This is a genomic window from Micromonospora sp. CNZ322 (assembly GCF_007827755.1).
In genome coordinates this window covers 76940-99986 of sequence record NZ_VITD01000012.1, presented here as the reverse complement: position 1 = coordinate 99986, position 23047 = coordinate 76940, and the positions used below count along the sequence as shown (strand labels likewise).

Here is a 23047-nt window from a genome sequence, read left to right as displayed (position 1 = left end):
GGTGGCACCGCTCCGCGTCGTCTCGACATCGCCCTCGTTTCGGCGGACGTGGGCACACCGGGCACTTCCCCACAAGGAGCCCCGCATGCGTAGACGCGCCATCAGCACGCTCGCCGCCGCCGTCGTCACCGCACTCACCCTCGCCGCCGGTGCGGCGGCGGTCACCTCGTCCCCAGCCGAGGCCGCACCGTTGGGCAAGGTCCTGGTCTTCTCCAAGACCGCCGGCTTCCGGCACTCCTCCATCCCCAACGGCATCGCCGCCATCCAGCAGCTCGGCGCGGCGAACGGCTTCACCGTCACCGCCACCGAGGACGCGGCGACCTTCACCACTGCCAACCTCGCCCAGTACCAGGCGGTGGTCTTCCTCAGCACCACCGGCGACGTGCTCAACGCCGGCCAGCAGGGCGCGTTCGAGGCGTACCTGGCCGCCGGCGGCGGCTTCGTCGGAGTGCACGCCGCCGCCGACACCGAGTACGACTGGCAGTGGTACGGCGGGCTGGTCGGCGGGTACTTCGCCTCGCACCCGGCCACCCAGCAGGCGACAGTGCGGGTCGAGGACCGGGCCAACGCCTCGACCGCGCACCTGCCGTCGACCTGGACCCGCACCGACGAGTGGTACAACTACCGGACCAACCCCCGCTCGGCGGTCAAGGTGCTGGCCAACCTCGACGAGTCGTCGTACACGGGTGGGTCGATGGGTGGTGACCACCCGATCACCTGGTGCCACAACTATGGCGGCGGACGCTCCTGGTACACCGGCCTCGGCCACACCGAGCAGAGCTACGCCGACCCGAACTTCACCCGCATGCTGCTGGGCGGCATCCAGGTGGCGGCCGGGGCGGTGGCGGCCGACTGCCGGCCGGAGCCCGGCTACACCCCGCTGTTCGACGGCACCCAGGCCACCCTCGGGCAGTGGCGGCAGGCGGGGCCGGGCGGCTTCACAGTGGCCGACGGCACCCTCACGTCCAACGGTGGCATGGGGTTGCTCTGGTACCCGGTGCGCACCTTCGCCAACTACTCGCTCAAGGTCGACTGGATGATGCCGGGCGACGACAACGGCGGGGTCTTCATCGGGTTCCCCGATCCGCAGGGCGACCCGTGGGGCCCGGTCGCCGCCGGTCACGAGATCCAGATTGACGCCACCGACGGCGACGCGACGCGCACCACCGGCAGCGTCTACAGCTTCCAGGCACCCAACCAGGCCGCCCGCGCGGCGGCGCTGAACCCACCCGGCTCCTGGAACACCTACGAGATCGGCGTGCACGGCCAGCGGGTCGAGATATGGCTCAACGGCGTCAAGATCAACGATTACGTCAGCAGCCGGGCCATCGCCAACGGCTACATCGGGTTGCAGAACGACGGCGCCGGGATGGACATCAACTACCGCAACGTGCGGATCAGGACCGACGGTCCGAGTGAGCCACCCGCCACCGACCTGGCCCAGGGCCGGCCGGTGACGGCGTCCAGCGTCGAGCAGGGCAGCGCCCACGCGGCGGCCAACGCCGTGGACGGCAACACGACCACCCGCTGGGGCAGCGCGTACGCCGACCCGCAGTGGATCACCGTCGACCTGGGTGCCACGTACGCGATCAACCGGGTGCGGTTGGCCTGGGAGACGGCCCACGCGCGGGCGTACCAGGTCCAGGTGTCGCCGGACAACGCCACCTGGTCGACGGTGCACACCACGACCACCGGAGACGGTGGCGTCGACGACCTCACGGTCACCGGCACCGGCCGTTACCTGCGGGTATACGGCACCCAACGCGCCACCCAGTGGGGCTACTCGTTGTGGGACCTGAATGTCTACGGCACCGCCGCCAGCGGCACCCTGCTCTCCCGGGGCCGGCCGGTCACCACGTCCAGCGTGGAGCCGGGCAGCGCGCACACGGCGGGCAACGCCGTGGACGGCAACACGACGACCCGCTGGGGCAGCGCGTACGCCGACCCGCAGTGGATCTCGGTGGACCTCGGCGCGTCCCGCACCCTCGATCGGGTCCGGCTGACCTGGGAGGCGGCGTACGCGCGGTCGTACCAGATCCAGGTCTCCCCGGACAACGTCACCTGGTCGCCGGTGCACACCACGACCACGGGCGACGGCGGTGTAGACGACATCGCGATCTCGGCCACCGGTCGCTACCTGCGCGTCCAGGGCACCCAGCGGGCGCTGCCCGCGTACGGCTACTCGCTGTGGGAGCTGGAGGTGCACGGCCGCTGACCGCGGGCCGGACCACCCCCTAGCGCAGTTCCATGATCCTGGCCCGGGTGTTGGCTGGTGCGTCGGGGTGACCGCGCTCGACGTCGGCCCGGACGTCGGCAACGGTCTTGCCGGCCAGCTCCCGCCGCCAGGCCAGGTCCGCGCCGCGCATGGCCTGGGCGAACGCGCAGGACTGTCGATAGTCGACGCCCACGTGCTCGCCCGGACCCTTGCGGAGGATCTGGTCGCACTGGAACAGCTCCTCCGGGCCCTCGATCGCGGCCACGATGTCCAGCAGGGAGATCGCCGCCGGGGTCCGGGCCAGTTGGAAGCCGCCGCGCGGCCCCGAGGTCGAGGTGAGGATCCCGGCCCGGGCCAGGGCCTGGAGCTGCTTGTTCAGGTACGCCGGTGGCAGCTCGTAGAAGGCGGCGAGGGTGCTGGTCGGCACCGGGGCGTCCAGCCAGCTCAGGTTGAGGCACGTGTGGAGGGCCCATTCGACGCCCTGACTCATCCGCATAATCCTGGACTCTACCTGTCCAGAATTTGTGACGCACGCCATGATCGCTGGCGTCGACTGATTCTGGACATCTAGTGTCTAGGAATCGACGGACGACGAAGGAGTCGACAATGACTTTGGTACGCGCAGCCCAGGCCGAGGTTCTCGACAGCGATCCGGCCAGCGTGATCACGCTGCTCCTCGACCCCGAGCACACCGGCGGCGCCCTGACCAGCAACCGCACAGTGCTCAAGCACGGCACCGACGGTGCCCCGCCACACCTCCACACCCACTCCGGTGAGCTGTTCTTCATGCTCGACGGCGCCCTTGACATGCTCGTCGACGACGAGGTGCACACCCTGCACAAGGGAGACGCGCTCTTCGTCCCGCCGAACACCCCGCACGCCTTCGCCCCCGCCGACGGCCAGGACGCCGACTTCCTCGTCGTGATCACCCCCGGCAGGCCCCGGTTCGACTACTACCGACTGCTCGACAAGGTGCACCAGGGCGAAGCCACCTGGCAGGACGTCGCCGAGACCCAGGACCGTTACGACAACCACTACGTGGACAGCCCGTTGTGGGCCGGCCGACGAGGCTGACCGACGCGACCTCCACATGCAGAAGTTGCCCCGCCGGCGCGGGTGGTCCGCACCGACGGGGCAACGATCGTCGTGAGGGCTACCTCTTGGCGATCCTGATCGTCGCGGTGCGGTAGTTGTTGCGCCTGTCGTTCTTCGTCGGGTCGTAGTTCTTCTCGATGTTGCCGGCGCTGTCGACCGAGAACCAACGGAACGTCGTCGTCTCGGTCACGTGGAACACCTGCCCCGGCTCACGGAACTCGGTCGCCGCGTAGCGGGGCGACTCGAGCGTGGGCCGGCTGCCGTCGGTCGTGTAGTAGATGGTGGCCGGCTCGCTGGTCTCGAAGCGCACGTCGACAGGCCCGGAGTAGCGCCCAGCGCCCGGAACCAGCTGGGACGTCGGGTCCTTCTTGTCCCTGCCCCAGTCGGCCGCGACCCGGAACATCTCCATGATCCCGTTGGCGTACTCCATCGTCTCGGCGTGGCCACTGACGAGCTCGGGGTTTCCGTCCCACTCCGGCTGGAACGAACCGCCCTGCCAGTCGCCGGTGGCCGGGTTGTAGACGGAGCCCCCGACCTCCCAGCCGAACGCGTAGATGCCGTAGGTGTGGTACAGGTCCTCGCGTACGTTGCCCGCCGAGGAGTAGAGGACGTCGGATGAGCCGCCGACGTTCTCCGGCGTGACGACAGTTTCCCGGTGCGCCTTGACCTGCGACAGGATCCGGGCGGCGGACTGCCAGTAGAACGCCTCGTCACCCAGTGGCGGACGCGGCGTGGTGATCCGGCCGTCCGCGATGTAGGCGCCGGGCTGCCAGAAGAGCTGGCCGCCGTTGGAGTGCACCGACATCATGAACTTGATGTTCTTGTACTTCTCGACCAGCCAGATGATGTTCTTCGACTCGGGCTCGGACAGCTCCCCCGGCCCCTGGTAGGTGCCACTGACGCAGTTGGTCGACCCTCCCGCGTAGCCGTCGTGGCCCGACCCGACCCGGTAGTTCCGGTTCAGGTCGACGCCCCAGGAGTTCCGCTGCGCCGGATCGGCGCTCGCGTCCGGGCAGTGGTTCGTCATGTTCTTACGCTGCGAGGCGAAGTTGTAGAAGCTGTAGTTCGCCCCGTCGGGGTTGTTGGACAGGATGAAGAAGACGTCCGTGTTCTCGACGATCTTCTTCGTCTCCCGGTCGGACCGGTAGTTGTGCACCAGACGTTCGGCCGACTCCAGGCTGGTCGTCGCCGGCACCCACTCCCGGGCGTGGTCCTGCGCCTGGATGAGGACACCAGGCTTCGTACCGTCACGGTGCTTGCCGATCCGCAGGACCGGGATCGTCGCCGGGCCGCGCGGCACCTCGCCCTCCGGTGCTCCGACGCGCTTCTGGTCGAGGAAGTCGGTCAGCGCGACCGGGCCGGCCGTCGGAGCGACGATGCCGGTGCCCTCGTTGGTGCGGTACGGGTGCGCCCTGTCGATGAGCCCCGCAGAGCGGGTCCGCAGCGATTCGGCCACCTCGGCGGCCGTGCTCGTCGGCGCACCCGAGGCGTCCGTGGCGAGCAGGACACGAACCGCCTTGCCGGTGACCTCCACCGCGAGCGGAAGGTTCGCGTCGGGTCGGTCCACGAAGTCCACCGTGATGTCGTTGCCGCCCTGGTGACCCCACGCCGCCGAGGTGACGACGACCGCCGCCTGCCCCGTACCGCCGATCTGGGCCTGCGCCTTGCGTTGGTACCCGTTCGTCTGGTTCGGCAGGTAGACGATCTCGGCGATGTCCGGGTACTGACGGGCGATCTCCTTGGCACGGCTGTAGAGCTGCTGCGGGTGCCGGTAGCCGTCCACGAAGTCCGACTTGTAGGACGGGTTCGCCGTCAGCGGCGGCGGGGCGTCCTCGAGCCAGTTGGAGACGGCACCGGTCGCGACGCCACCGGTGGAACTCGTCAGCTTGATCTTGTTAGGGCGTACGTCGAGCTTGAACAGGTTCCGGTGGAACATGTACTGCCCCGAGTCGACGAACCGGCTCATCGTCCGGGCGAAGCCGAACGGCGTGCCCTTCCCCGAGTCGTTCTCCAGCTGCATCCCGACGATGGGGTCCGCCTGCTGCCCCTCGGTGGTCCGCGCCTCGACGTAGAGGAAGCCCTGACCCTTTGTGGTGAACCAGTCGGCGCGGACCACGCGTACCGTCGCGTCGTGGTTCGCCGGCTGGGCCGCCCGCGCGCTGGCCGCGCCGACGCCAATGCCACCGTCGGCCTCGTTGCTCCAGGCGAAGCCCGCGTCGTCGCCGAGCAGCTCGACGCCCATCGCCGTGAGTTCGGTGACCTGCTCGGCGGTCACCACCGCTTCGCCCTCGATGCCGTTCGGCACGCGCCGGAGGCCGTGTTCGAGGTCGAAGCCCGCCGCGGCCACCTTGTCCAGCATGTCGGCACCGGTCAGCCTGATGTGTACGAGGCGTACCGACTCACGATCCTCAGGCTGGGATTGGCTGGTGGCGGCTGACGGCCCCGTGGGATCCGCGCCCGCAGGGCCGGTCGTCACGAGGATGCTACCCACCAGGGTGGACAGCGCGAGTAGCGCGATGCGCCGTTGTGATCGCCGCATTCCCCCTCCTTCTGCCTACGACGGGTGATTGCCGGCGGACCGGTCCGGTGAGCGTATGTGCGTTCGCGGCTCCAGCGGCTCACGTCGATCGAATTTGAGCATTCCTTGAGGCGACCGTCGCCGGCCCCGTACGCCCGCGCCGGTACCCCGGACACCAGGTCCCCCGGCAGAGGGAACGCTTCCCCATCTGTCGGGGAGGAGAGCTGATACGCAGCCGACGATCGTAGGTCCATGGCTGTCGTTGAGGTACCGAACCGCGCCAGAGCGTGGGCGCTGGCGTGTGCCGTGTTCGTCGTCGCTGCGGTCGCTCAGCGGCTGTACTGGATCGCCGGTGGCCGGTGGGGGTACACCGCCTGCGACCGCACCGATCTGGTCGATCCGGCGGGCGGGTGCGGTGCGGACCAGGTCGTGGCGTTGCCGTTCTGGTCGGGGTGGGGCGCGGTGGGAGTCGGCGTCGCCCTCGCGGTGGTGCTCGGGTGCACGGTCCGGTTTGCCGGCACCTGGGCGACCGCCTGCAGCTGGGCCGCGGCCGCGCTGCTCCTGGTGGTCGCGTTCCCGCTGCACCTGGTCTTCGAGATCCCGGCAGCGCTGGCGGGGCGGCCCTCGGACTGGCGTGACCTCGGGGCCCGGCTCGTACTGGTGGCCGGTGGCGTCCTGTTCGCCGGGCTCGCGAACGCATCCGGGCCCCGGCGCGGACCGGCCGCCGTCGGCTACCGGCCGGTGCCGCTGTGGACGCGCCGCTGGGCGTACGTCGCCGTCGCGCTGCCAGTGGTCGGCTGGGCAGTGCCCCACGCGCTGTGGGTGCTCGGCGTTCCGATCGGCATCTCCGAGCGCGAACTGAACGACATCGAGCGGAACCTCTCCACGCCGACGGGGGTGGCGATCACGGTCGTCCCGCCGCTCGCCGGCCTGCTCGTTCTCGGGCTGGTACAGCGGTGGGGGCAGCAGTTTCCGCGCTGGGTCCCGGGACTACACGGTCGACAGGTCCCCCGACGGCTGGCCGTGATCCCGGCCGGCGTGGTCGCGCTCACGCTGGTCACCTACGGCGTGCTGAGCATCGCGGTGCTCGTCGGGCGGCTGCTCACCGGTGACACGCGCTGGTCCGACGTGTCGGACGGGTGGGCCGTCACCGCCACGCTGCTGGTGTTCCTCGGCTGGGGAGTGTCGTTGGCCGTCACCACCGCCGGCTACGCCCTCACCACCTCGACCCACGTCGCCATGACCGCCTCCCCAGGATCGGAGCGTCCATGAACCCCACTGACTCTGCCCGCGTCTCGACCGCCGCCCCGCCGCCCTGGGCGGTCTGGGCCGCCTACGCCGTCCCGCTCTGCGTCCTGCCGTCCGCGGCCTGGCGACTGTCGTTGGTGTTCACCGACGATGCCGTCACCCAGTGGTACATGATCTTCCTGTCCGCCCTGTCGATGGGGCTGGCCCTGTTGACACTCGGGCTGGTGCACGGGTGGGGACAACGAGTCCCGCACTGGGTGCCCCGCATCGGCGGCCGTCGGATCCCGGCGCGTCCGGTCGTGCGCGTCGCACTGATCGGCGGCTTGTCGCTCGTCGCCATCTGCGTCTACTTCCTCCTGAATCAGAGGTTCCACTTTGTGCAGAGCACCTGGGTAGGCATCGGCGACGACGAACCGGTGCACCCGACTCCCGGTTGGGAGGTGCTCCGCTACTACGCCCCAATGCTCGCTTGGGGACCTCTGGTCATCGCGGTGGCGGCCGACTACCGCCGGCGCGCAGCCATGAATCACAGAATGGAGAAGCCATGAAAACCCGCAAACTGCTTGTCGCCATGCTCGCCGGGGCCGTGATGGTCGTCGGTGCCCCGCTGTCGGCGCGGGCCGACGACCAGGACCCACCGGAGGTGCCCGCCACGCCGGGTGCGTGGATCGCCGGCGTTGGCGGTTTCGTCTACGACGAGCCCGGGACAGTCGGTCATCAGATCCGGTTCGGTGTCCTGGGTTGGGTCGACCGCGACGGAACAGGCCACGGCGTGTTCCGTTTCCGGCATGCGCTGCCCGGCGGAAGCGTGGTGAGCGAGGGACACGCCGAGGTGACGTGCGTCAGCGTGGTGGGCGACACCGCACTGGTAACCGCTGTCGTCCCGGAGGGCGGCAGCCCGATGGTCAACCACGTCTTCGTCATCAAGATCATTGAGGGTGGTCCGGGTCGAGCCGACCAGATCGAGACGCTCCAGGCCGGCGGCGATCCGACCAGACCCGCCAAGCGGTACTGCATCGACACCGCCCCGTACAACCTCTCCCGCTACCCGGTCCGACCCGGCGGCTACGCGTTTGGCACGTGACGTTTTCGCGCCTGCGGGAGCAGAACGTCCGGTCCTATCCTTGCGTGGTGCCGTACGCCGATCTCACTTGTGCGCAGTGGAACGACCTCTCCGCTGGCGCTGCCCACCGGCTCGTCGAGGAGATCGCCGACCGGTACGGTCTGGCCGTGCCGGTCGGCCTCCGGGACATCGTGTACGCGGGGCGGTCGCACCGGGTGGCGCTGTTCGAGCGGGACGGGATGCGGTTCGCTCTGGTGCCCGGCGGCCGACCGACGCTCGGCCACGACGCGACCCGTTTCCAGCCCACGTCGGACCAGCTGGCCAGCTACGCCGACAGCGCTGACGAGTACGGCCTTCCACCGTTGGCCGAGTACGTCGACGCGATGACCTCGCCGATGCGCACCGTGGAGTTGCCAGCGATGCTGGTCGCTGTCGACGCGTTCGACCCCTGCGAGGTCTCGCTGGCGCCGGACGACCCCCGGGTGCTCAAACTCATCGCGTCGCAGGGAGCCCAGCTCGACGGGGTGAGCACGTTCCGGTCTGCCGGTGGGCTGACCGTCGAGTTCGACCGGACCGGGCAGGTGGCGAAGGCCCGAGCGATTACGGACGTCTCCTACGACGAGGCGATGGCCCAGCTCGCGAGCGTCGGCCTGCGGACGGCGACTGCGGATGAGTGGGAGTGGGCATGCGGCGCGGGGGCGACGACTCTGTTCCGCTGGGGTGATGACTGCCCCGTCGACGGTTACCCGTACGACTACAAAACCGGAATGCACAACGACACCAACCTGTGGGGGTTGGCGATCGGGCAAGATCCGTACAAGCACGAGGTGACCACCGAGCGCACCATCGTGTGCGGCGGCGATGGCGGCGGCACCACCTGCGGAGGCAGCGGTTTTTTCCTGGGGTGGCTCGCCCTCGCGACCGCCTACCGGGACAAGGATTTCGGCGAGTGGCTCGCCTCTGACGACGGGTACGCCGAAGAGATCCTGACCCGGCCCGTCCTGGAGCTGAGCTGAGCCCACAGCGGCTGGCCGCTTCGCAGCGGCAGTTCCGCCCGGCCGGCACCCCAAAAAGCGCAGGACTCGACGGTATTCCTGGTGCACGATCAGCGGCATGGAGCCCGCGTACCCCTGTGTGTGCTGCGGATATCGCACCCTCTCGGACCCACCGGGATCTCATGAGATCTGTCCCGTGTGCGGGTGGGAGGACGACGTCTACCAACTCCGCTGGCCGTATCGGGCGGGCGGCATGAACGAACGCTCACTGGTCGATGCCCAGCGGAGCGTCACTCCGTCCGTGTCCAGCCCCGATGCCGGTACGCAGACCCGCGCCGACGTAGCCGATTTCGAGCGGGAGCCCCTCTGGCGGCGCATCGATGATCGCCGCGACCGGTTTGAGCCACGCGGCGGGAGCCTGGCCCCTTGGCCCGCCGATCGGACGGTCCTGTACTGGTGGCGGCGCCGCACCGCGAGAGCCTGGTGGGAGGACGTCACACCCAGTGCCCTCACCTACGGCGACGACGGCGACAGTCGGGTCACCGAGTTCGTCGCTGCCGTGCGTGCTGTCGCCGACGCGACGCCGCCTGCCGACCCTGACAACCTCTCCGGCATGGCGGTCGACTTCGACCACTACCTCTGGCGCTGCCGATCGATCCGGCAGGTGACCGTGTCCAGCAGCGCGGACCCTGCCCGTCAACTGACCGCCCACTGCCTCGCCGAACAAGCCGCATCGCCGCACCAGGTCGCAGCGGAACTCGAAGAAGTGTGGCTGCGGGACCTCCGCTACCAGCACTGGGAGGCTCACCTGCTGCAAATCACGCTGACCTCGGTGGGTCTCCACGTGGCGACCATGAACAGCCAAGGCGGCTACTACATCACCGCTTCGATCATCACACGATGGTCTGGCAACAATGCGCCGGCAGAGGCAGCGCCCCCGGTCAGAACGTGGCGATCGGGTTGACCGGGCTGCCGGACGTGCCGGCGAAGCGGACCGGTGCGACCGCCAGGTGAAAGTCCCACTGGCCGAGTTCGGCAGCCGTCGTCGCGCAGGCCTCCAGGTCGCAGTTGTCGAGCATCCACAGACCCATCGCAACGAGACTCACGGCGTGGACCGGCATCAACACGTCGTCGTACCCCGACGGCTGAACGTCCTGTGGGGTGTCAGCCCCGATCAGCGCCACCCCCCGTTCGTGCAGCCAGGGAAGGCAGGACGCGTGCCAGCCGGCCTGCGTGAAGCCGCTGTCCGCACCGTTCTCGTGCCGGAAGCGGCCATAGCCGGTTCGCAGGAGTACCGCGTCGCCGGGTCGCACCTGCACACCCTGGCGACGCTCGGCCTCCTCGAGATCGTCGGGGTACACGCCCTCCCCCGGCTCCAGCCACTGCACACCGCGGGCCGCGGCGACGTCCAGCAATACACCACGGGTGATGATCCCGTTCGCGGCCGCCGTGACGGCCGCCCACGCCGAGCCCGTCGCGGCGTCGACCAACGAGTGTGACCGCCCGTTGTACATCGTGCCGTCCCAGTAGATGTGACACGGCGAGTCGAGGTGGGTGACGGTGTTGCCGTGGAACGAGATGCCAAGCCGTTCGGACGAGAAGCCCCAGCGCCGGTCGGCGTGGAAGGCGGGCGGCATGTTCTCCGCGCCCGGCATGTCGGCGGTGCACGGGCACGTCGTCGTCGACCGCTCCATGTCTGCCGGTACGGAGACCTCCCACGCGCAGGACACGCTCCTGCCGTGCCGCACCGCCCCCGCCGCCGCGAGCCGGACGGCGTCGGTGATGTGGTTCAGCGTTCCGCGCTCGTCGTCGTCGCCCCACCGCCCCCAGTTGGACAGAGTGTCGAAGTACCCGAGCACCTCGTTCTGGGTCGGCACCGGTCGTCCTGCCGTCATGTCAGCATCGACTCCTCTGGTCACGCGGTTCGAGGCACCGCAGGTCAGGGTAGTCCGCCGCTTGATCGACGGACGACCGCAGGCAGCGCGGCCGCGGCTGTTCTACTCACTGAACTCGGTCACGGAGAGCGCCTCGTCCAGCCGACCGGCGGCGAGGTCGTCGTGGCGGATGACGAAGCTGCCGTAGTAGAACTCGTCGGCGAGGGAAAAACGGGCGAGCGAGACCCACTCGCTCGTCAGCCGGTGCTTCTCCTTTTCCAGCTGGGAATACCACTGCGCCACCGGGACGACGATCTCGCCAGCCTTCTCCCGCCAGGCCAGGGTCTGCTCCGCGATACTCCTGAGCACCTCGTCGTCGGCATACCCGCCGATATCGGCGCTGGCAAGCCCTTCATCGGGCGGCCAGAGGTCGTCGGCCAGCGCCCGGAGCTCCTCCAGATGCGGCAGGTCGCGCTCCAGGTCACGGGCCAACTGCTGCTGGAACGGCGACAGGTCGTCCTCGTCCTCGTCGTCCTCATCGTCGTCGTGCGTCGCGATCCAAGGGTGCAGCTCCGCGCCGAGCCTGGCGTGGAGGTCGTACTGCTCGCCGACGACATTGGGGATGCCGGGTTCTTCCGCTACCTCGGTATCGGTGTGGGCCGGTACGTACACGACCCGCGCGTATCTCCGGTCTCCAGTGCCACCGGCCAGGTGGTCCTCCTCGTGGGCCAGGAAGAAGAGCAGCGAGCCATCTGCCGGCAGGCCGAAGCCGTCGACTCTCGGCAGCGCCGCACAGTCGACGGAGAAGATGAACGGCAACGGACTGGCTCCGGCGGTCGGCCAGTCGGTGCCCACCGGCAGTCGCGGCAACCCACCGAACTGCCCGACCGGGGCACCGCCGGACCCCCCGCCCAACCGGACGGACAGACGCAGGTGGTCGGTGAACCTGTTGATCTCGTCGTCCGGAATGCCCAGCGCGAGCGCGGCACGGCGAAGCTGCCCTTGATGATCCATGGCCCCGCATGATGCCATCGAGGTACGACGCGAGAACACCGGGCGGCCGGACGGCTCGCCCTGTCGGCATTGTTGCGAGGAACATCCCGTCCTCGGGCAGGAATGTGTCAGCGGGCCGCTAACCCGGCAGGGGGAAGAGACATCGCTCTGCCGAGGGAGGCTGTGCACCCTGCGGTGGTGCGATGGTCAGACCGTGACCGGTGGCCGCCAGCGGACGAGGGCATCGCGGGCGTTGGTCGTGACAGCACTGGCCGAGCGGGGCGGGGTTGGGGTGACGATGACGAAGCATGCTGTCCGGGTGGCCGGGATGTTCGACGGCGAACGGCGCGTGGACGGCGGGGTGCTGGTCCTGCTCGACGAGGGGCGCATCGCCGAGGTGCACCGGGGTAGCGCCGAGGCGCCGGAAGGCTGGCCGGTGCGCGAGGAGCCGAACGGCACGCTGCTGCCCGGCCTGGTCGACGCGCACGTGCACCTGTGCGCCGACGCCGGGCCCGACGCGCTCGGCCGGCTCGCCGATCGTCCCGAGTCGGACCTCGACGCGGTCGTCGAGGCGTCGCTACGTACGCACCTGGCGGCCGGCGTCACGATGGTCCGGGACCTGGGCGACCGGCGCGACGCGGTGCTTCGTTGGCGGGATCGGCGGGTACCGAACGACCTTCCGACGGTGGTGGGGTCGGGCGCACCCCTCACCAGCGTCGGCGGGCACTGCTGGTCGTTGGGGGGTGAGGCGAGCGGTGTCGACGGGATCCGCGAGGCCGTACGTCTGCGGGTGGCGGCCGGTGCCGATCTGGTGAAGGTCATGGCCAGCGGCGGGGTGTTCACCCCGGGCACCGACACCACGAGGCCGCAGTTCACCGACGAGGAACTGACCGCCGCACTGACGCAGGCCCACGATCTGGGCCTGCCGGTGACTGCGCACGCGCACGCGCTCAGCGCGGTCGAGCAGGCGCTGCGCGTCGGTGTGGACGGCATCGAGCACTGCACCTGCGTCACCGCGGCCGGCGCCCGTGTTCCCGCTGAGCTCGCGGACCGACTGGCCGCGTCGGGGGTGGCGGTTTGTGCCACGCTCGGCACCGACCCGGCCGTGGTCACGCCACCCGAGGTGGTGAAGATGGCGGCGCGGGCCGGGCTCAGCGAGGCCGCGCTGCGCGACGGCGTTGCCACCCTGCACCGGGCCGGGGTCCGCCTGGTGGCCGGTTCGGACGCGGGCCTCGGCCCCGCGAAGCCGCACGGGATCCTGCCCGAGACACTCGTCGAGTACGTGGTCTGCGGCATTTCCGCCACCGTCGCCCTCGCCGCGGCCACGTCGGTCGGCGCCGAGGTGTGTGGCCTGGGGCGACGCAAGGGTCGGGTCCGCCCCGGGTTCGAGGCCGACCTGTTGATCGTGGACGGCGACCCGACGAGCGACATCAGGGTGCTGCACCGCCCGCTCGCGGTATACCTCGCCGGTGACCTCGTGAGATAAGGGTGTCGCAGGGTCAGGACGAGCGGAGCTGCTCACGGAACCAGGCACGGTCGGGGTTCACGACAGCCTGATCGCCGAGCACGACGGTGGGCACTGTCTCGTTGCCGCCGGCCACCGCCCGGACGGCGGCGGCAGCGGCCGGGTCGCGCCAGATGTCCACCCAGTGCGCCCGCCGGGCGAGCCGGCCGAGGGAGAACCGGAGCCTCAGGCAGTAATGACAGCCGGGACGCCAGTACACGATCGGCCGGCCGTCCACCGCGCTGGCCCGCTGCGCCTCGGCGGCGCCCATCGAGCGGGGAAAGGCCAACGGCGACAGCAGCAGCGCCAACGCCAGGAAGACCACCAACTCGACGCCGCCGACGACGGGCAGACCGGCGGCCAGTTGCGTCACCGCCACCAGCACGCCGCACGTCGCCATCAGGACCGCCAGAACCCACCGTCGCAGCACGCCGAGGACCCTACCTCCAGGTACGCGATGGCCGCTGTTCCGGCCAGGTCGGCGGCCCTCACACCTTGACATGTGTCGATGTTAACGCCAACATGAACTCCGCCACCTGGCAGCAACGCCACCGTCACATTCCCAGCCCTTCACGCCTCTCCCCCGGTCCTGCCCGACGTCGCCGCGGGGCGTCGACCGGACCGGCCACGGCACCGCCGCGGCGCTAAAGGTCCTGGTCAATGGCCGTTTCCAATCTCGCGGAGGACACATGCCGCTGCCATTCCCTCGAACCGACCCGAACACCCGTCGGGCCGTCCGCCGGGGGCCTGCCGGCCACGATGTCCCTCGGCGTCTGCGGTCGACGCTGGCCGCGGTGCTGGTGGTGCTGGCCGTCTCGGCCGGCCTGCCCATGGCCGCGCCGGCGCACGCCGCACCGGCCGTCAACTACACCAACCCGTTGGTGAACCAGCGGGCCGACCCGCACATCTTCCGGCACACCGACGGCTACTACTACCTGACCGCGACGGTGCCGCAGTACGACCGGATCGTGCTGCGCCGGGCGACCACCCTGCAAGGGTTGGCCACGGCCGCGGAGACGACGATCTGGAGCCGCCATACCAGCGGAGAGATGGGCGCCCACATCTGGGCGCCGGAGATCCACTTCATAAACAACAGGTGGTACGTCTATTTCGCCGCGGGCCGCACCGACGACGTGTGGCGGATCCGGATGTACGTGTTGGAGAACGCCAACGCGAATCCGCTGACGGGTTCGTGGACGGAACGCGGCCGGATCACCACACCCTGGGACACCTTCAGCCTGGACGCCTCGACCTTCGTCGCCAACGGGGTGCGCTATCTGACCTGGGCACAGCAGGAGCCGTCGATCGGAAACAACTCCAACGTCTACCTCGCCCGGATGGGTGTCAACCCGTGGCAGATCACGGGGACCGTGACCCGGCTCGTCGTGCCGACGTACGACTGGGAAACCCGCGGTTACCGGGTTGCCGAGGGACCGGCGGTGATCCAACGAAACGGCCGGATCTTCCTGACCTATTCGGCCAGCGCCACGGACGCCAACTACTGCCTCGGGATGCTGAGCGCCTCCGCCAGCGCGAACCTGCTCGACGCCGCCTCCTGGAGCAAGAGCCCCAGCCCGGTGTTCGCCAGCAACGCGGCCACCGGCCAGTACGGCCCCGGCCACAACTCGTTCACCGTCTCTGAGGACGGGCAGAGCGACATCCTCGTCTACCACGACCGGAACTACCGCGACATCACCGGCGATCCGCTCAACGACCCGAACCGACGCACCCGGCTACAGAAGGTGTACTGGAACGCCGACGGCACCCCGAACTTCGGCATCCCGGTGCCCGATGGGGCCACACCGGTGCGGCTGCGGTCCCATGACCAGGCCAGCAGCTTCATCCGGCACTACGACTACCGGGCACGGATCGAGCCGAACGTGACCAACCTGGCCGACTCCCAGTTCCGCATCGTCACCGGCCTCGCCGGCGGCGGATCGGTGTCGCTGGAGTCGACCAACTTCCCCGGTTACTACCTACGCCACCGGGGCTACGCCCTGTACGTGGAGAAGAACGACGGCTCGGCGCTGTTTGGCGGCGACGCGAGCTTCCGTCGTCAAGCCGGCCTCGCCGACAGCGCCGGGATCTCACTGGAGTCGCACAACTTCCCGGGCCGCCACGTGCGCCACCGCGACGGACTGCTCTACATCGAGGCGGTCAGTTCGAGCGCCGAGCGCGCTTCGGCCACCTTCCACCTCGAGTAGGTGCCCGCGGTCGTCGATACCCGTCCAGGTTCGTCCGGAGCCCATTCCAGCCAGGAGGAGCGATGCCCTTCAGCATCACCAGAAGACCGTCCGGCGGCGGGTCGATCCGTCGCGGCCGGCGTACGGGCCTGGTGTTCGCCATGATCACCACGCTGGTCGGCGCGGCCGGTGCCGCTCTGGTCGGCGCACCGCCCGCAGCGGCGGCGAGCATCGACACCAACGCCTACTACGTCCTGGTCAACCGCAACAGCGGCAAGGTCCTCGACGTCCGGGACACCTCGACGGCAGACGGCGCGGTGATCCAGCAGTGGTCCCGTAACGACGGCGCGTGGCAACAGTTCCAGTTCGTTTCCTCCGGCAGCGGCTACTACCGCCTCAAGGCCCGGCACAGCGGCAAGGTCGTCGACCTCTGGGAGTGGAACACCGCCGACGGCGCCGAGTACCGCCAGTGGTCCGATGTCAACGGCACCAACCAGCAGTTCCAGGTTCTCGACTCCGACGGCGGCTACGTCCGGCTGATCAACCGCCACTCCGCGAAGGCACTTGAGGTCTGGGAGCGGTCCACGGCCGACGGCGGCCGGATCAGTCAGTACGCCGACCTCAACGGCCCGAACCAGCAGTGGCAGCTGGTCGCGGTCGGCGGCGGCAGCACGCCACCGACCACCGGCTGTGGCAGCGGGTCGACCAACGCCGAGGCCGTACTGAGCGGGAGCACCTGGACGGCCCGCAACGGCTCGTCGACTGTCTACTCGGGTTCGGACATGCTGTCGGCGATGCAGGCGGCGGTCAACTCGCTCTCGGCGGGTCGTACGTCGAAGCAGCGGGTGGTGGTTCGCGGCTCCGGCTCGATGAGCGCGGGCTCGCGGTTGTCGCTGCCGTCGTACACGGCCCTGGCCGTCTGCGGCACGATCAACGTGACCGGGTCCGGCTCGGGTGACCAGGCACCGGTGTACTCGCGGGGAACCACTGACGTCGAGGTGCAGAACCTCACGCTGACCGGTTCGCCGTTGTACGGGATCTTCATGCGCAACGTGAACAACCTGACCCTCGGGCAGATCGACATGCGACTCTCGGCCGGTCTGGGCGTGCGCATCGACAACCACGGTGGGGATCGAGCGGTCAAGGTGCGCAACATTCGCATCGACACCGTGTACGTGTCAGGAACCGGCAGCCACGGGGTGGAGACGTACGGCGTGGACGGTCTGACGATCGGCACGGTCACGGCGCGCAACACCCGGGACTCCGGCCTGCTGCTCAACGACACGATCAACGCCACGATCGGCACTGTCGACGCGCAGGGCGCCGGGACCGGAACCGGGTACGCGGCGTTCCGGATGGCCAACCGCAACGGCCGGGTGGGCAACTCGTACCCGACCAACATCCGGGTCGGAACCGTGCTCGCGTCCGGCGGTGGTCGGGGGATCTTCTGCGTGTCCGAGTCCGGTGGCGCGGTCATCGATCGGGTGACGATCTCTAACACGGGGAACAACGCGATCCTGGTGGAGAACTGCTACAACGTCACCATCGCCGGGGCGTCCGGGACGGTGACGGGCGGTGGTGAGGTGAGGATCGCGGCCCGGAGCGAGTTCCCGATCTCCTCCGGCATCCGGTTCCAGAATCTGACCGTCAGCGGCACCAACATCACCCAGAGCCCCTGCGGTGGGGCGAACAACACGATCAGCAACGTCACCCGGGTCAACTCGACCCTGACGTGGTGCTGAGAGGCGATCGGCAGAGGGACTCAAGAAGCCACGCCCGAGGGCTATCGTCGCCAGATGCCGAACTCCCGCACGGCCGTGGCCGCCCTGGTCGCACTCACGGTCGTCGACGTCACCCACACCCTCGTCGCTCTTGGGGCATACGAGCGCCGCGTCGGCGTGGTGACCCACGACGGGTCCGCCATAGTGGAGATCTTCGACAGCGTCGTGCCGCTTCGTGAGTTGTCCACAGCGACATTCTGTCTGCTGCTCCTGACGCTGCTCACCGCCTGGGCCAGCGTCGCCAACTGGGTCATCCAGGCCCGCCGCGCGCGACCAGCGGGCGCACCCACAGCGCCAAGGACGAGGTGGTGGGTTAGCGCGCTCATCGCCGCACCCCTCAACCTGATCGCAGCCGTGCAGTACCTGCGGGCCACCGCGAACGGAGGCGAATACATGCACAGTGTCCTGGCGGAGACCACACTGCTGCTGGTCGCCGCAGCTGCGACGCTGGTGGCCACCTCGACCGCCGGTATCCAGGTCGTCCGGCGCCAGGTCGGGGTTTCGCCGGCTGGCGCTTCCGGGTAGCGATGGCCCATGAACCGCAATCTCGTCAAGGCTCTACAGGTCGCGTGGGAGCTGCCGGAGTTCCGTTCCGGGGTGCGACACGTCGTCGATCTTGATGAGGTCGCGGTGCTGCTGGCCACCCTGTCCGTTCCGGACCATGACCACGAGGTGGAGCGCAGCCTGCTGAGCCTGCTGCGGTCCGCCCTGGACACTGTCGAGATCCGGGAAGCGGTGTTGCTGCTGCTGGAGCAGGACGAGGTACGCAGGCCGCTCGTCGCGGCCGCGGTGGAGCCGCTGGCGGACCGGCCGGGTCAGGCTGCCGCCATCGCGTCGGCGGCCGAGGACCCTGTGGTGCGGCGTGAGGTGCGGGCGGTGCTGGCCAGCGCCAAGGTGCGCGAGCTGATCTGGCAGGCGATCGAGAACCAGCTGAGCGACGACCGGTTGGGCCTGATCCGCCGGACGGCGGTGCTGTTCGTGCGGCACCCGAGCGTCCGGCGCCTCGCCTGGGCCCTGCGCCGGCATGGTGTGTTGCGGGAACTACGCCGCAAGTAGTGATCCACGCGAGCCGATCCGATCGGTGCCGCACGCGGGCACGAGCCCGGCCGGCAGATCACCGACGGCGGCGGGCCATCCACTGCCAGATGTGGGTGCCGTTGAGACTCGGGTCGTTGCGGGCCACATAGATCCAGGACCAGTGGCCGGGGAACTGGTAGCCGTTCCAGACGACGTGGTCGTACAGAGTGATCAGGGATCCCGGGATCAGGTCGTGGGCGTGGATCGTGTTGGTCTCAGGTGGCACCGTGTCGTCGTCGCGTGAGGTGACCAGCCAGGTCGGCGTCCGAATCCCCGCCAACTCGGCGTCGGTGATCAGCGGCGGGCCTTCGCCGCTGAGCGGCTGGACGACCCCGCAGATCGGCACCGACGCGGCGAACAGGTCGGGGTAGGTGGTGGTCATCTCCAGGGACATGTAGCCGCCGTTGCTGCAACCGACCACGTAGATCCGGTCGGGGTCGACACGCTTGCGACGTACGAGGTCCTGAATGATCTCGCGGATCAGCGGGGCGAACCGGGGGCCGTCCTCCATCCAGTAGGAGGTGCTCTGCGGCGCGACGACGTACGCGCCGGAGAAGATCCGCTGAGCCTGTGGGGTGGCGAAGCCGAGCGCGCCCCGGTTGGCGCGCAGTGTGGTCTCGTTGTCGTAGTAGTCGTCCGGCAGCGAGGCCCCCTCGCCGCCACCGTGCAGCCAGACGATCAGCGGTCGCCGGCCGTGCCGGGGCGAGTGGTCGGGCGAGTACAGCCGGTACTTCAGGCCCGAGCCCGAGACGTGGTAGGTGAAGGCGTCCACCTCGGGGTTCGACAGCCCTGCCGGCACGAAGCGTGTGATGGTGATCGGCGCGCCGCGGCGCCGGACGATCGGGGTGTTCTGGGTGATGGTGTAGACGAGGTCCAGCCGGACGTTGCGGCCCCTGCTCAGGATGTAGCCGAGGGTGCCACCTCCGGGTTGACCCTCGGCGTGGCTCAGCTCCAGCACGATGTTCCCGTGCCGGTCGAGACGGGCCGCGGTGACCGTACGGTCCAGGTCGTACTCGCTGAAGATCTGGTCCCCGGGAGCGATCGGGATCGGGCTGGTGGCCTTGGCGTGCACGCTGAACGTGCCGGGGGTCAGCCCGGCCGGGTCGATCGGCCCGAGCCGGCGGGTGTCGAGGGTGACCGAGGTGACCTGCTCGCCGCCGTCGAGCGTTGTCGCGTCGAGGGTGAAACTCACGCTGGTGGGATGGTGTCCACCGGCGTGGGCGGCGGTGCCGGGCAGGGCCAGGCCAATGGCGGCACCGGCCCCACCGGCCAGAACGGTGCGACGAGTGACAGACGTGGACATGCGGTCCCCCGTACCTTGTGATGTAGAAGGTCATCGATGGAATCTCAACGTAACGCCGCGGAGATCCGCTGGCAACCGGTGTGAGCACGAGTGATCAGGGCGCCCCACGTCATGGAGCTACGCGGAAGACGCCCTGATCAGTCACGGCAGGAGGATCGCCCGCACGGTCAGCTCAGGCGCTCGAACACGGAGAACGGGTAGACCCAGGCGGGGTTGAACATCAGGCCCAGCCGGTGCAGGTACCGCTGGCAGGCGCTCGGCTGCGCCGGGTCGGGGCAGAAGGTCACCCACAACTCGGAGTAGCCGTCCTTCTCGGTCGGGCTGTAGTTGACGATCTGGTCGCGCACGACGAACCGCATCGAGGTCAGTCGGGGGTCCTGCACGTCGTTGGGGAAGGAGAGGGACGTGTCCAGGCCGTACAGCACGATCTCGTTGGAGAACAGGCAGACGCTCGCCTGGAAGTACAACTCGTAGATGGTGGTGTAGGTGGCTGTCTCGTAGACCGCCTCGGAGACCTCCTCGCGGTAGCAGGGGGTGCCCGGAGGGAACGCGGGCGGCGTGGGCACCGGGATCGCGTTGGTCGTGATGTCGCCGGTGGTGCGGGCCGAACTGCCCGACGGGGTAGCGCGCAGGCCACCGTCGGCGCAGGCGGCCTTCGTCCTGCAGATGGCCACGTCGGGCGCCGCCGACGCGGCGGCCGCCGGGACGGTGAGCGTCGCCGCGAGCACGGTCAGGGCCAGGACCAGAGACTTGAGATGTACGGACACATGACCTCCAATGGTTCGATCAGTGCGCTCTGCACCCGAGCAGGATCGCCGAACGGGCCGAGCCTCTGGCCGGGATTCCGTACACCGCCGTACACTGACGAACGTCGATTGCCGACGGGGGGCGGGACACTGGACGCTGCGGGGGTGCGAACGTCCGACGACCTTGCCGGGTTGTTGCGGGCGTTGCGACGCAGGCACGCACGCCAGCAGGGTGACGGCGAGCTGACCTATCGCGAGTTGGCCGCCCGCACCGGCTGGTCGCACACCGCGATCGCGGAGTACCTCACCGGGAAGACGCTGCCGCCGACCGACCGGCTCGACGCTCTGGTCCGGCTCCTCGGTGCCACGCCGGCCGAGCAGGGTGCGCTGGCCACCGCCCGGGACCGGATCGAGGAGAGCCGCCGCCGCGCGCCGCGCACGCCCGACCGGCTTGTGCCTCGGCAGTTGCCCGCCGACGTGGCCAGCCTCGCCGGCCGTGACGACGAGTTGGCCCTTCTCGACAAGCTCGTCGCCGCGCCCACCGCCGTCGTGGTCGCCGCCATCTCGGGCACCGCCGGGGTAGGCAAGACCGCCCTGGCCGTGCACTGGGCGCATCGCGTCGCGCACCAGTTCGACGACGGTCAGCTCTACGTGAACCTACGCGGCTTCGACCCGCGCGGGCAGGCGCTGAGCGCGGCGAAGGTGCTGCACGGCTTCCTGGACGCTCTCGGGGTGCCGGCCGCCCGGGTGCCCGCCGACCTCGACGCCCAGGCCGCGCTGTACCGCAGCGCGCTGGCCGGCAAACGGGTCCTCATCGTGCTGGACAACGCCCGCGACGCCGAACAGGTCCGTCCGCTGCTGCCCGGCACATCCACCACCGTGGTCCTGGTGACGAGCCGCAACCAGCTCACCTCTCTGGTCAGCCTGGACTGCGCGCACCCGATCCCGCTCGGCCTGCTCAGCCACGACGCGGCCAGTCGTCTACTCACCAATCGGCTCGGCGCCGAACGGGTGGCCGCCGAGCCGGAGGCCGCCGAGGCGATCATCGCCGCCTGCGCACGGCTACCGCTGGCGTTGAGCATCGCCGCCGCGAGAGTCCAGCAGTCCGGCTTTCCGCTGGGCACCCTCGCGACCGAGCTGGGGACGGCTGGTCGGCGGTTCGGCGTACTGGACGCGGGCGACGCCGTCGGGGAGGTACGGGCGGTGTTCTCCTGGTCGTACACCGCGCTCGCCCCGCCGGCGGCCGGGCTGTTCCGGCTGCTGGGCCTGCACCCCGGTCCGGACATCACGGTGGCCGCGGCGGCGAGCCTGGCCGGTCTTCCGGCGGAAGGAACCCACCGGTCGCTGACCGAGCTGACCCGCGCGAACCTGCTCGCCGAGTACCGGCCCGGCCGGTTCACGGCGCACGACCTGTTGCGGGCGTACGCCGCCGAACTCAGCGACGGCACCGATCCCGAGCCGGACCGCCGGGCCGCCACCACTCGGCTTCTCGACCACTACACCCACACCACCCACACGGCCGACGCCCTGCTGCGCCCGCACAGCGACCCGGTCGACCACCTCGTGACCCCACCCGCGGCCGGTGTGCATCCTGAGCGGCCCACCACCCACGCGGAGGCGATGGCCTGGTTGACCGCGGAACACCCGGTCCTGCTCGCCGCGCTCCGGCAGGCCGCCGGTGCCGGATTCGACGCGCACACCTGGCGGCTGGGGCGGGCCCTCGACACGTTCCTGGACCGGCAGGGGCACTGGCACGACCGCGTCGAGACCTGCCGGGCGGCCCTGCTCGCCGCCGAGCGCCTCGGCGACCCGGTCGCACAGGCGGTCGCGCACCGGTTCCTCGCCGGCGCCCACACCGTGGTCAACCAGTACGCTGACGCGCTGGGCCACCTCGATCAGGCCCTCGACCTGTACGTCCGCGCTGGAGACACCGAGGGCGAGGCGCGTACGCACCAGAACCTCGCCTCGCTGTGGGACCGGCGGAGTGAGCCGCGGAAGGCCCTTGAGCACTCGGAGCGGACCCTCGTGCTGGCCCGGGCCGCGGGTCACCGCAGGGCCCAGGCCGACGCGCTCAACGCGGTCGGCTGGTGCCTTGCCCAGCTCGGCGAGCACCTCGGGGCGTTGGCGTACTGCGAGCAGGCCCTCGCACTCCTCCAACAGCTCGACGACCGCGCCGGTGAGGCCGCGACCTGGGACAGCCTCGGCTTCGCACACCATCACCTCGGCCAGTACGGCCGGGCCGTGGAGTGCTACGAGCGCACGCTCGAGCTGACCCGTGACCTCGGCGACCTCTGGGGTGAGGCGGACACCCTCAGCCGGCTCGGTGACACCTGGCACGCCCTTGGCGACCCCACCTCCGGTCAGGCCGACTGGCAGCGGGCACTGGACATCTTCACGGCCCTCAACCACCCGGACGCCGCCGCCGTCCGCGCCAAACTCCAGCTGCCGTAAT

The 23047-nt window shown here is 69.8% G+C and carries 20 protein-coding genes; 13 read left to right on the top strand and 7 right to left on the bottom strand.

Annotation, left to right across the window (positions count from 1 at the left end):
- The first annotated feature begins 85 nt into the window (after positions 1 to 85).
- Positions 86 to 2215 (top strand): ThuA domain-containing protein, encoded by a 2130-nt coding sequence (locus FB453_RS25195; protein ID WP_145794137.1) that lies wholly within the window; start codon positions 86 to 88, stop codon positions 2213 to 2215.
- Between the two features lie 19 nt (positions 2216 to 2234).
- Here FB453_RS25195 and FB453_RS25190 read toward each other — a convergent pair whose 3' ends face one another.
- Positions 2235 to 2705: an Rrf2 family transcriptional regulator gene (locus FB453_RS25190; RefSeq protein WP_145794134.1), complete on the bottom strand. Its 471-nt coding sequence runs from the start codon at positions 2703 to 2705 to the stop codon at positions 2235 to 2237.
- 116 nt (positions 2706 to 2821) lie between these two features.
- Here FB453_RS25190 and FB453_RS25185 point away from each other — a divergent pair, with 116 nt between their 5' ends.
- Positions 2822 to 3289 (top strand): cupin domain-containing protein, encoded by a 468-nt coding sequence (locus FB453_RS25185; protein ID WP_145794132.1) that lies wholly within the window; start codon positions 2822 to 2824, stop codon positions 3287 to 3289.
- A 79-nt stretch (positions 3290 to 3368) separates the two neighbouring features.
- On the opposite strand, the gene FB453_RS25180 is transcribed toward FB453_RS25185, so the two are convergent.
- Positions 3369 to 5849, bottom strand: coding sequence for a M14 family zinc carboxypeptidase (locus FB453_RS25180; protein WP_145794130.1), 2481 nt, complete (start codon positions 5847 to 5849; stop codon positions 3369 to 3371).
- A 231-nt stretch (positions 5850 to 6080) separates the two neighbouring features.
- Here FB453_RS25180 and FB453_RS25175 point away from each other — a divergent pair, with 231 nt between their 5' ends.
- From FB453_RS25175 to FB453_RS25155, 5 genes are all read left to right on the top strand, one after another.
- Positions 6081 to 7100, top strand: coding sequence for a hypothetical protein (locus FB453_RS25175; RefSeq protein WP_145794128.1), 1020 nt, complete (start codon positions 6081 to 6083; stop codon positions 7098 to 7100).
- A complete protein-coding gene (locus FB453_RS25170) occupies positions 7097 to 7624 on the top strand; it encodes a hypothetical protein (protein WP_145794125.1) in 528 nt (175 codons plus the stop codon). Before FB453_RS25175 ends, FB453_RS25170 begins: the two co-directional genes overlap by 4 nt.
- Positions 7621 to 8160 carry a hypothetical protein gene (locus tag FB453_RS25165; RefSeq protein WP_145794123.1) on the top strand — a complete coding sequence of 180 codons (540 nt, stop codon included), beginning with the start codon at positions 7621 to 7623 and terminating at the stop codon, positions 8158 to 8160. Before FB453_RS25170 ends, FB453_RS25165 begins: the two co-directional genes overlap by 4 nt.
- 47 nt (positions 8161 to 8207) lie before the next feature.
- Positions 8208 to 9155 (top strand): formylglycine-generating enzyme family protein, encoded by a 948-nt coding sequence (locus tag FB453_RS25160; RefSeq protein WP_145794121.1) that lies wholly within the window; start codon positions 8208 to 8210, stop codon positions 9153 to 9155.
- A gap of 97 nt (positions 9156 to 9252) precedes the next feature.
- Positions 9253 to 10098: a CPCC family cysteine-rich protein gene (locus FB453_RS25155; protein ID WP_145794119.1), complete on the top strand. Its 846-nt coding sequence runs from the start codon at positions 9253 to 9255 to the stop codon at positions 10096 to 10098.
- Here FB453_RS25155 and FB453_RS25150 read toward each other — a convergent pair.
- Both FB453_RS25150 and FB453_RS25145 read right to left on the bottom strand, forming a co-directional pair.
- Positions 10076 to 11029, bottom strand: coding sequence for a cyclase family protein (locus FB453_RS25150; RefSeq protein ID WP_186718514.1), 954 nt, complete (start codon positions 11027 to 11029; stop codon positions 10076 to 10078). The two genes, FB453_RS25155 and FB453_RS25150, sit on opposite strands and share 23 nt — an antisense overlap.
- Positions 11030 to 11131: 102 nt before the next feature.
- Entirely contained in the window at positions 11132 to 12022 is an 891-nt protein-coding gene (locus FB453_RS25145; RefSeq protein WP_145794117.1) for a DUF1963 domain-containing protein, read from the bottom strand.
- 277 nt (positions 12023 to 12299) lie between these two features.
- On the opposite strand from FB453_RS25145, the gene FB453_RS25140 reads away from it, so the two are divergent.
- On the top strand, positions 12300 to 13487 hold the full coding sequence (locus FB453_RS25140; protein WP_145794114.1) for an amidohydrolase family protein: 1188 nt from the start codon (positions 12300 to 12302) through the stop codon (positions 13485 to 13487).
- Between the two features lie 13 nt (positions 13488 to 13500).
- Here FB453_RS25140 and FB453_RS25135 read toward each other — a convergent pair whose 3' ends face one another.
- A complete protein-coding gene (locus tag FB453_RS25135; RefSeq protein ID WP_145794112.1) occupies positions 13501 to 13935 on the bottom strand; it encodes a glutaredoxin domain-containing protein in 435 nt (144 codons plus the stop codon).
- 259 nt (positions 13936 to 14194) lie between these two features.
- Between FB453_RS25135 and FB453_RS25130 the strand changes: the two genes are divergently transcribed.
- The 4 genes from FB453_RS25130 (at position 14195) to FB453_RS25115 (ending at position 18525) form a co-directional block, all read left to right on the top strand.
- Positions 14195 to 15709: a family 43 glycosylhydrolase gene (locus FB453_RS25130; protein ID WP_486480437.1), complete on the top strand. Its 1515-nt coding sequence runs from the start codon at positions 14195 to 14197 to the stop codon at positions 15707 to 15709.
- Positions 15710 to 15771: 62 nt separating this feature from the next.
- Complete coding sequence (locus FB453_RS25125; RefSeq protein ID WP_145794110.1) at positions 15772 to 17430, top strand: RICIN domain-containing protein; 1659 nt, start codon at positions 15772 to 15774, stop codon at positions 17428 to 17430.
- Between the two features lie 54 nt (positions 17431 to 17484).
- The gene (locus FB453_RS25120; protein ID WP_145794108.1) at positions 17485 to 17994 is read left to right on the top strand and encodes a hypothetical protein; all 510 of its coding nucleotides are present in this window, start codon (positions 17485 to 17487) and stop codon (positions 17992 to 17994) included.
- Between the two features lie 9 nt (positions 17995 to 18003).
- Positions 18004 to 18525 carry a hypothetical protein gene (locus tag FB453_RS25115; protein ID WP_145794105.1) on the top strand — a complete coding sequence of 174 codons (522 nt, stop codon included), beginning with the start codon at positions 18004 to 18006 and terminating at the stop codon, positions 18523 to 18525.
- 58 nt (positions 18526 to 18583) lie between these two features.
- On the opposite strand, the gene FB453_RS25110 is transcribed toward FB453_RS25115, so the two are convergent.
- Both FB453_RS25110 and FB453_RS25105 read right to left on the bottom strand, forming a co-directional pair.
- Positions 18584 to 19849, bottom strand: coding sequence for a prolyl oligopeptidase family serine peptidase (locus FB453_RS25110; protein ID WP_145794103.1), 1266 nt, complete (start codon positions 19847 to 19849; stop codon positions 18584 to 18586).
- A 167-nt stretch (positions 19850 to 20016) separates the two neighbouring features.
- The gene (locus tag FB453_RS25105; RefSeq protein ID WP_145794100.1) at positions 20017 to 20616 is read right to left on the bottom strand and encodes a hypothetical protein; all 600 of its coding nucleotides are present in this window, start codon (positions 20614 to 20616) and stop codon (positions 20017 to 20019) included.
- Between the two features lie 144 nt (positions 20617 to 20760).
- Here FB453_RS25105 and FB453_RS25100 point away from each other — a divergent pair, with 144 nt between their 5' ends.
- Complete coding sequence (locus FB453_RS25100) at positions 20761 to 23046, top strand: tetratricopeptide repeat protein (RefSeq protein WP_186718512.1); 2286 nt, start codon at positions 20761 to 20763, stop codon at positions 23044 to 23046.
- The last annotated feature ends 1 nt before the right edge of the window (position 23047 follow it).

What these genes read in the sequence shown, in the direction of transcription:
- FB453_RS25185 (WP_145794132.1), top strand. Translation starts at nt 2,822, where the DNA reads ATGACTTTGGTACGCGCAGCCCAGGCCGAGGTTCTCGACAGCGATCCG.
- FB453_RS25190 (WP_145794134.1), bottom strand. Translation starts at nt 2,705, where the DNA reads ATGAGTCAGGGCGTCGAATGGGCCCTCCACACGTGCCTCAACCTGAGC.
- FB453_RS25140 (WP_145794114.1), top strand. Translation starts at nt 12,300, where the DNA reads ATGACGAAGCATGCTGTCCGGGTGGCCGGGATGTTCGACGGCGAACGG.
- FB453_RS25150 (WP_186718514.1), bottom strand. Translation starts at nt 11,029, where the DNA reads ATGACGGCAGGACGACCGGTGCCGACCCAGAACGAGGTGCTCGGGTAC.
- FB453_RS25170 (WP_145794125.1), top strand. Translation starts at nt 7,097, where the DNA reads ATGAACCCCACTGACTCTGCCCGCGTCTCGACCGCCGCCCCGCCGCCC.
- FB453_RS25155 (WP_145794119.1), top strand. Translation starts at nt 9,253, where the DNA reads ATGGAGCCCGCGTACCCCTGTGTGTGCTGCGGATATCGCACCCTCTCG.
- FB453_RS25125 (WP_145794110.1), top strand. Translation starts at nt 15,772, where the DNA reads ATGCCCTTCAGCATCACCAGAAGACCGTCCGGCGGCGGGTCGATCCGT.
- FB453_RS25165 (WP_145794123.1), top strand. Translation starts at nt 7,621, where the DNA reads ATGAAAACCCGCAAACTGCTTGTCGCCATGCTCGCCGGGGCCGTGATG.
- FB453_RS25110 (WP_145794103.1), bottom strand. Translation starts at nt 19,849, where the DNA reads ATGTCCACGTCTGTCACTCGTCGCACCGTTCTGGCCGGTGGGGCCGGT.
- FB453_RS25175 (WP_145794128.1), top strand. Translation starts at nt 6,081, where the DNA reads ATGGCTGTCGTTGAGGTACCGAACCGCGCCAGAGCGTGGGCGCTGGCG.
- FB453_RS25145 (WP_145794117.1), bottom strand. Translation starts at nt 12,022, where the DNA reads ATGGATCATCAAGGGCAGCTTCGCCGTGCCGCGCTCGCGCTGGGCATT.
- FB453_RS25180 (WP_145794130.1), bottom strand. Translation starts at nt 5,849, where the DNA reads ATGCGGCGATCACAACGGCGCATCGCGCTACTCGCGCTGTCCACCCTG.
- FB453_RS25120 (WP_145794108.1), top strand. Translation starts at nt 17,485, where the DNA reads ATGCCGAACTCCCGCACGGCCGTGGCCGCCCTGGTCGCACTCACGGTC.
- FB453_RS25130 (WP_486480437.1), top strand. Translation starts at nt 14,195, where the DNA reads ATGCCGCTGCCATTCCCTCGAACCGACCCGAACACCCGTCGGGCCGTC.
- FB453_RS25195 (WP_145794137.1), top strand. Translation starts at nt 86, where the DNA reads ATGCGTAGACGCGCCATCAGCACGCTCGCCGCCGCCGTCGTCACCGCA.
- FB453_RS25115 (WP_145794105.1), top strand. Translation starts at nt 18,004, where the DNA reads ATGAACCGCAATCTCGTCAAGGCTCTACAGGTCGCGTGGGAGCTGCCG.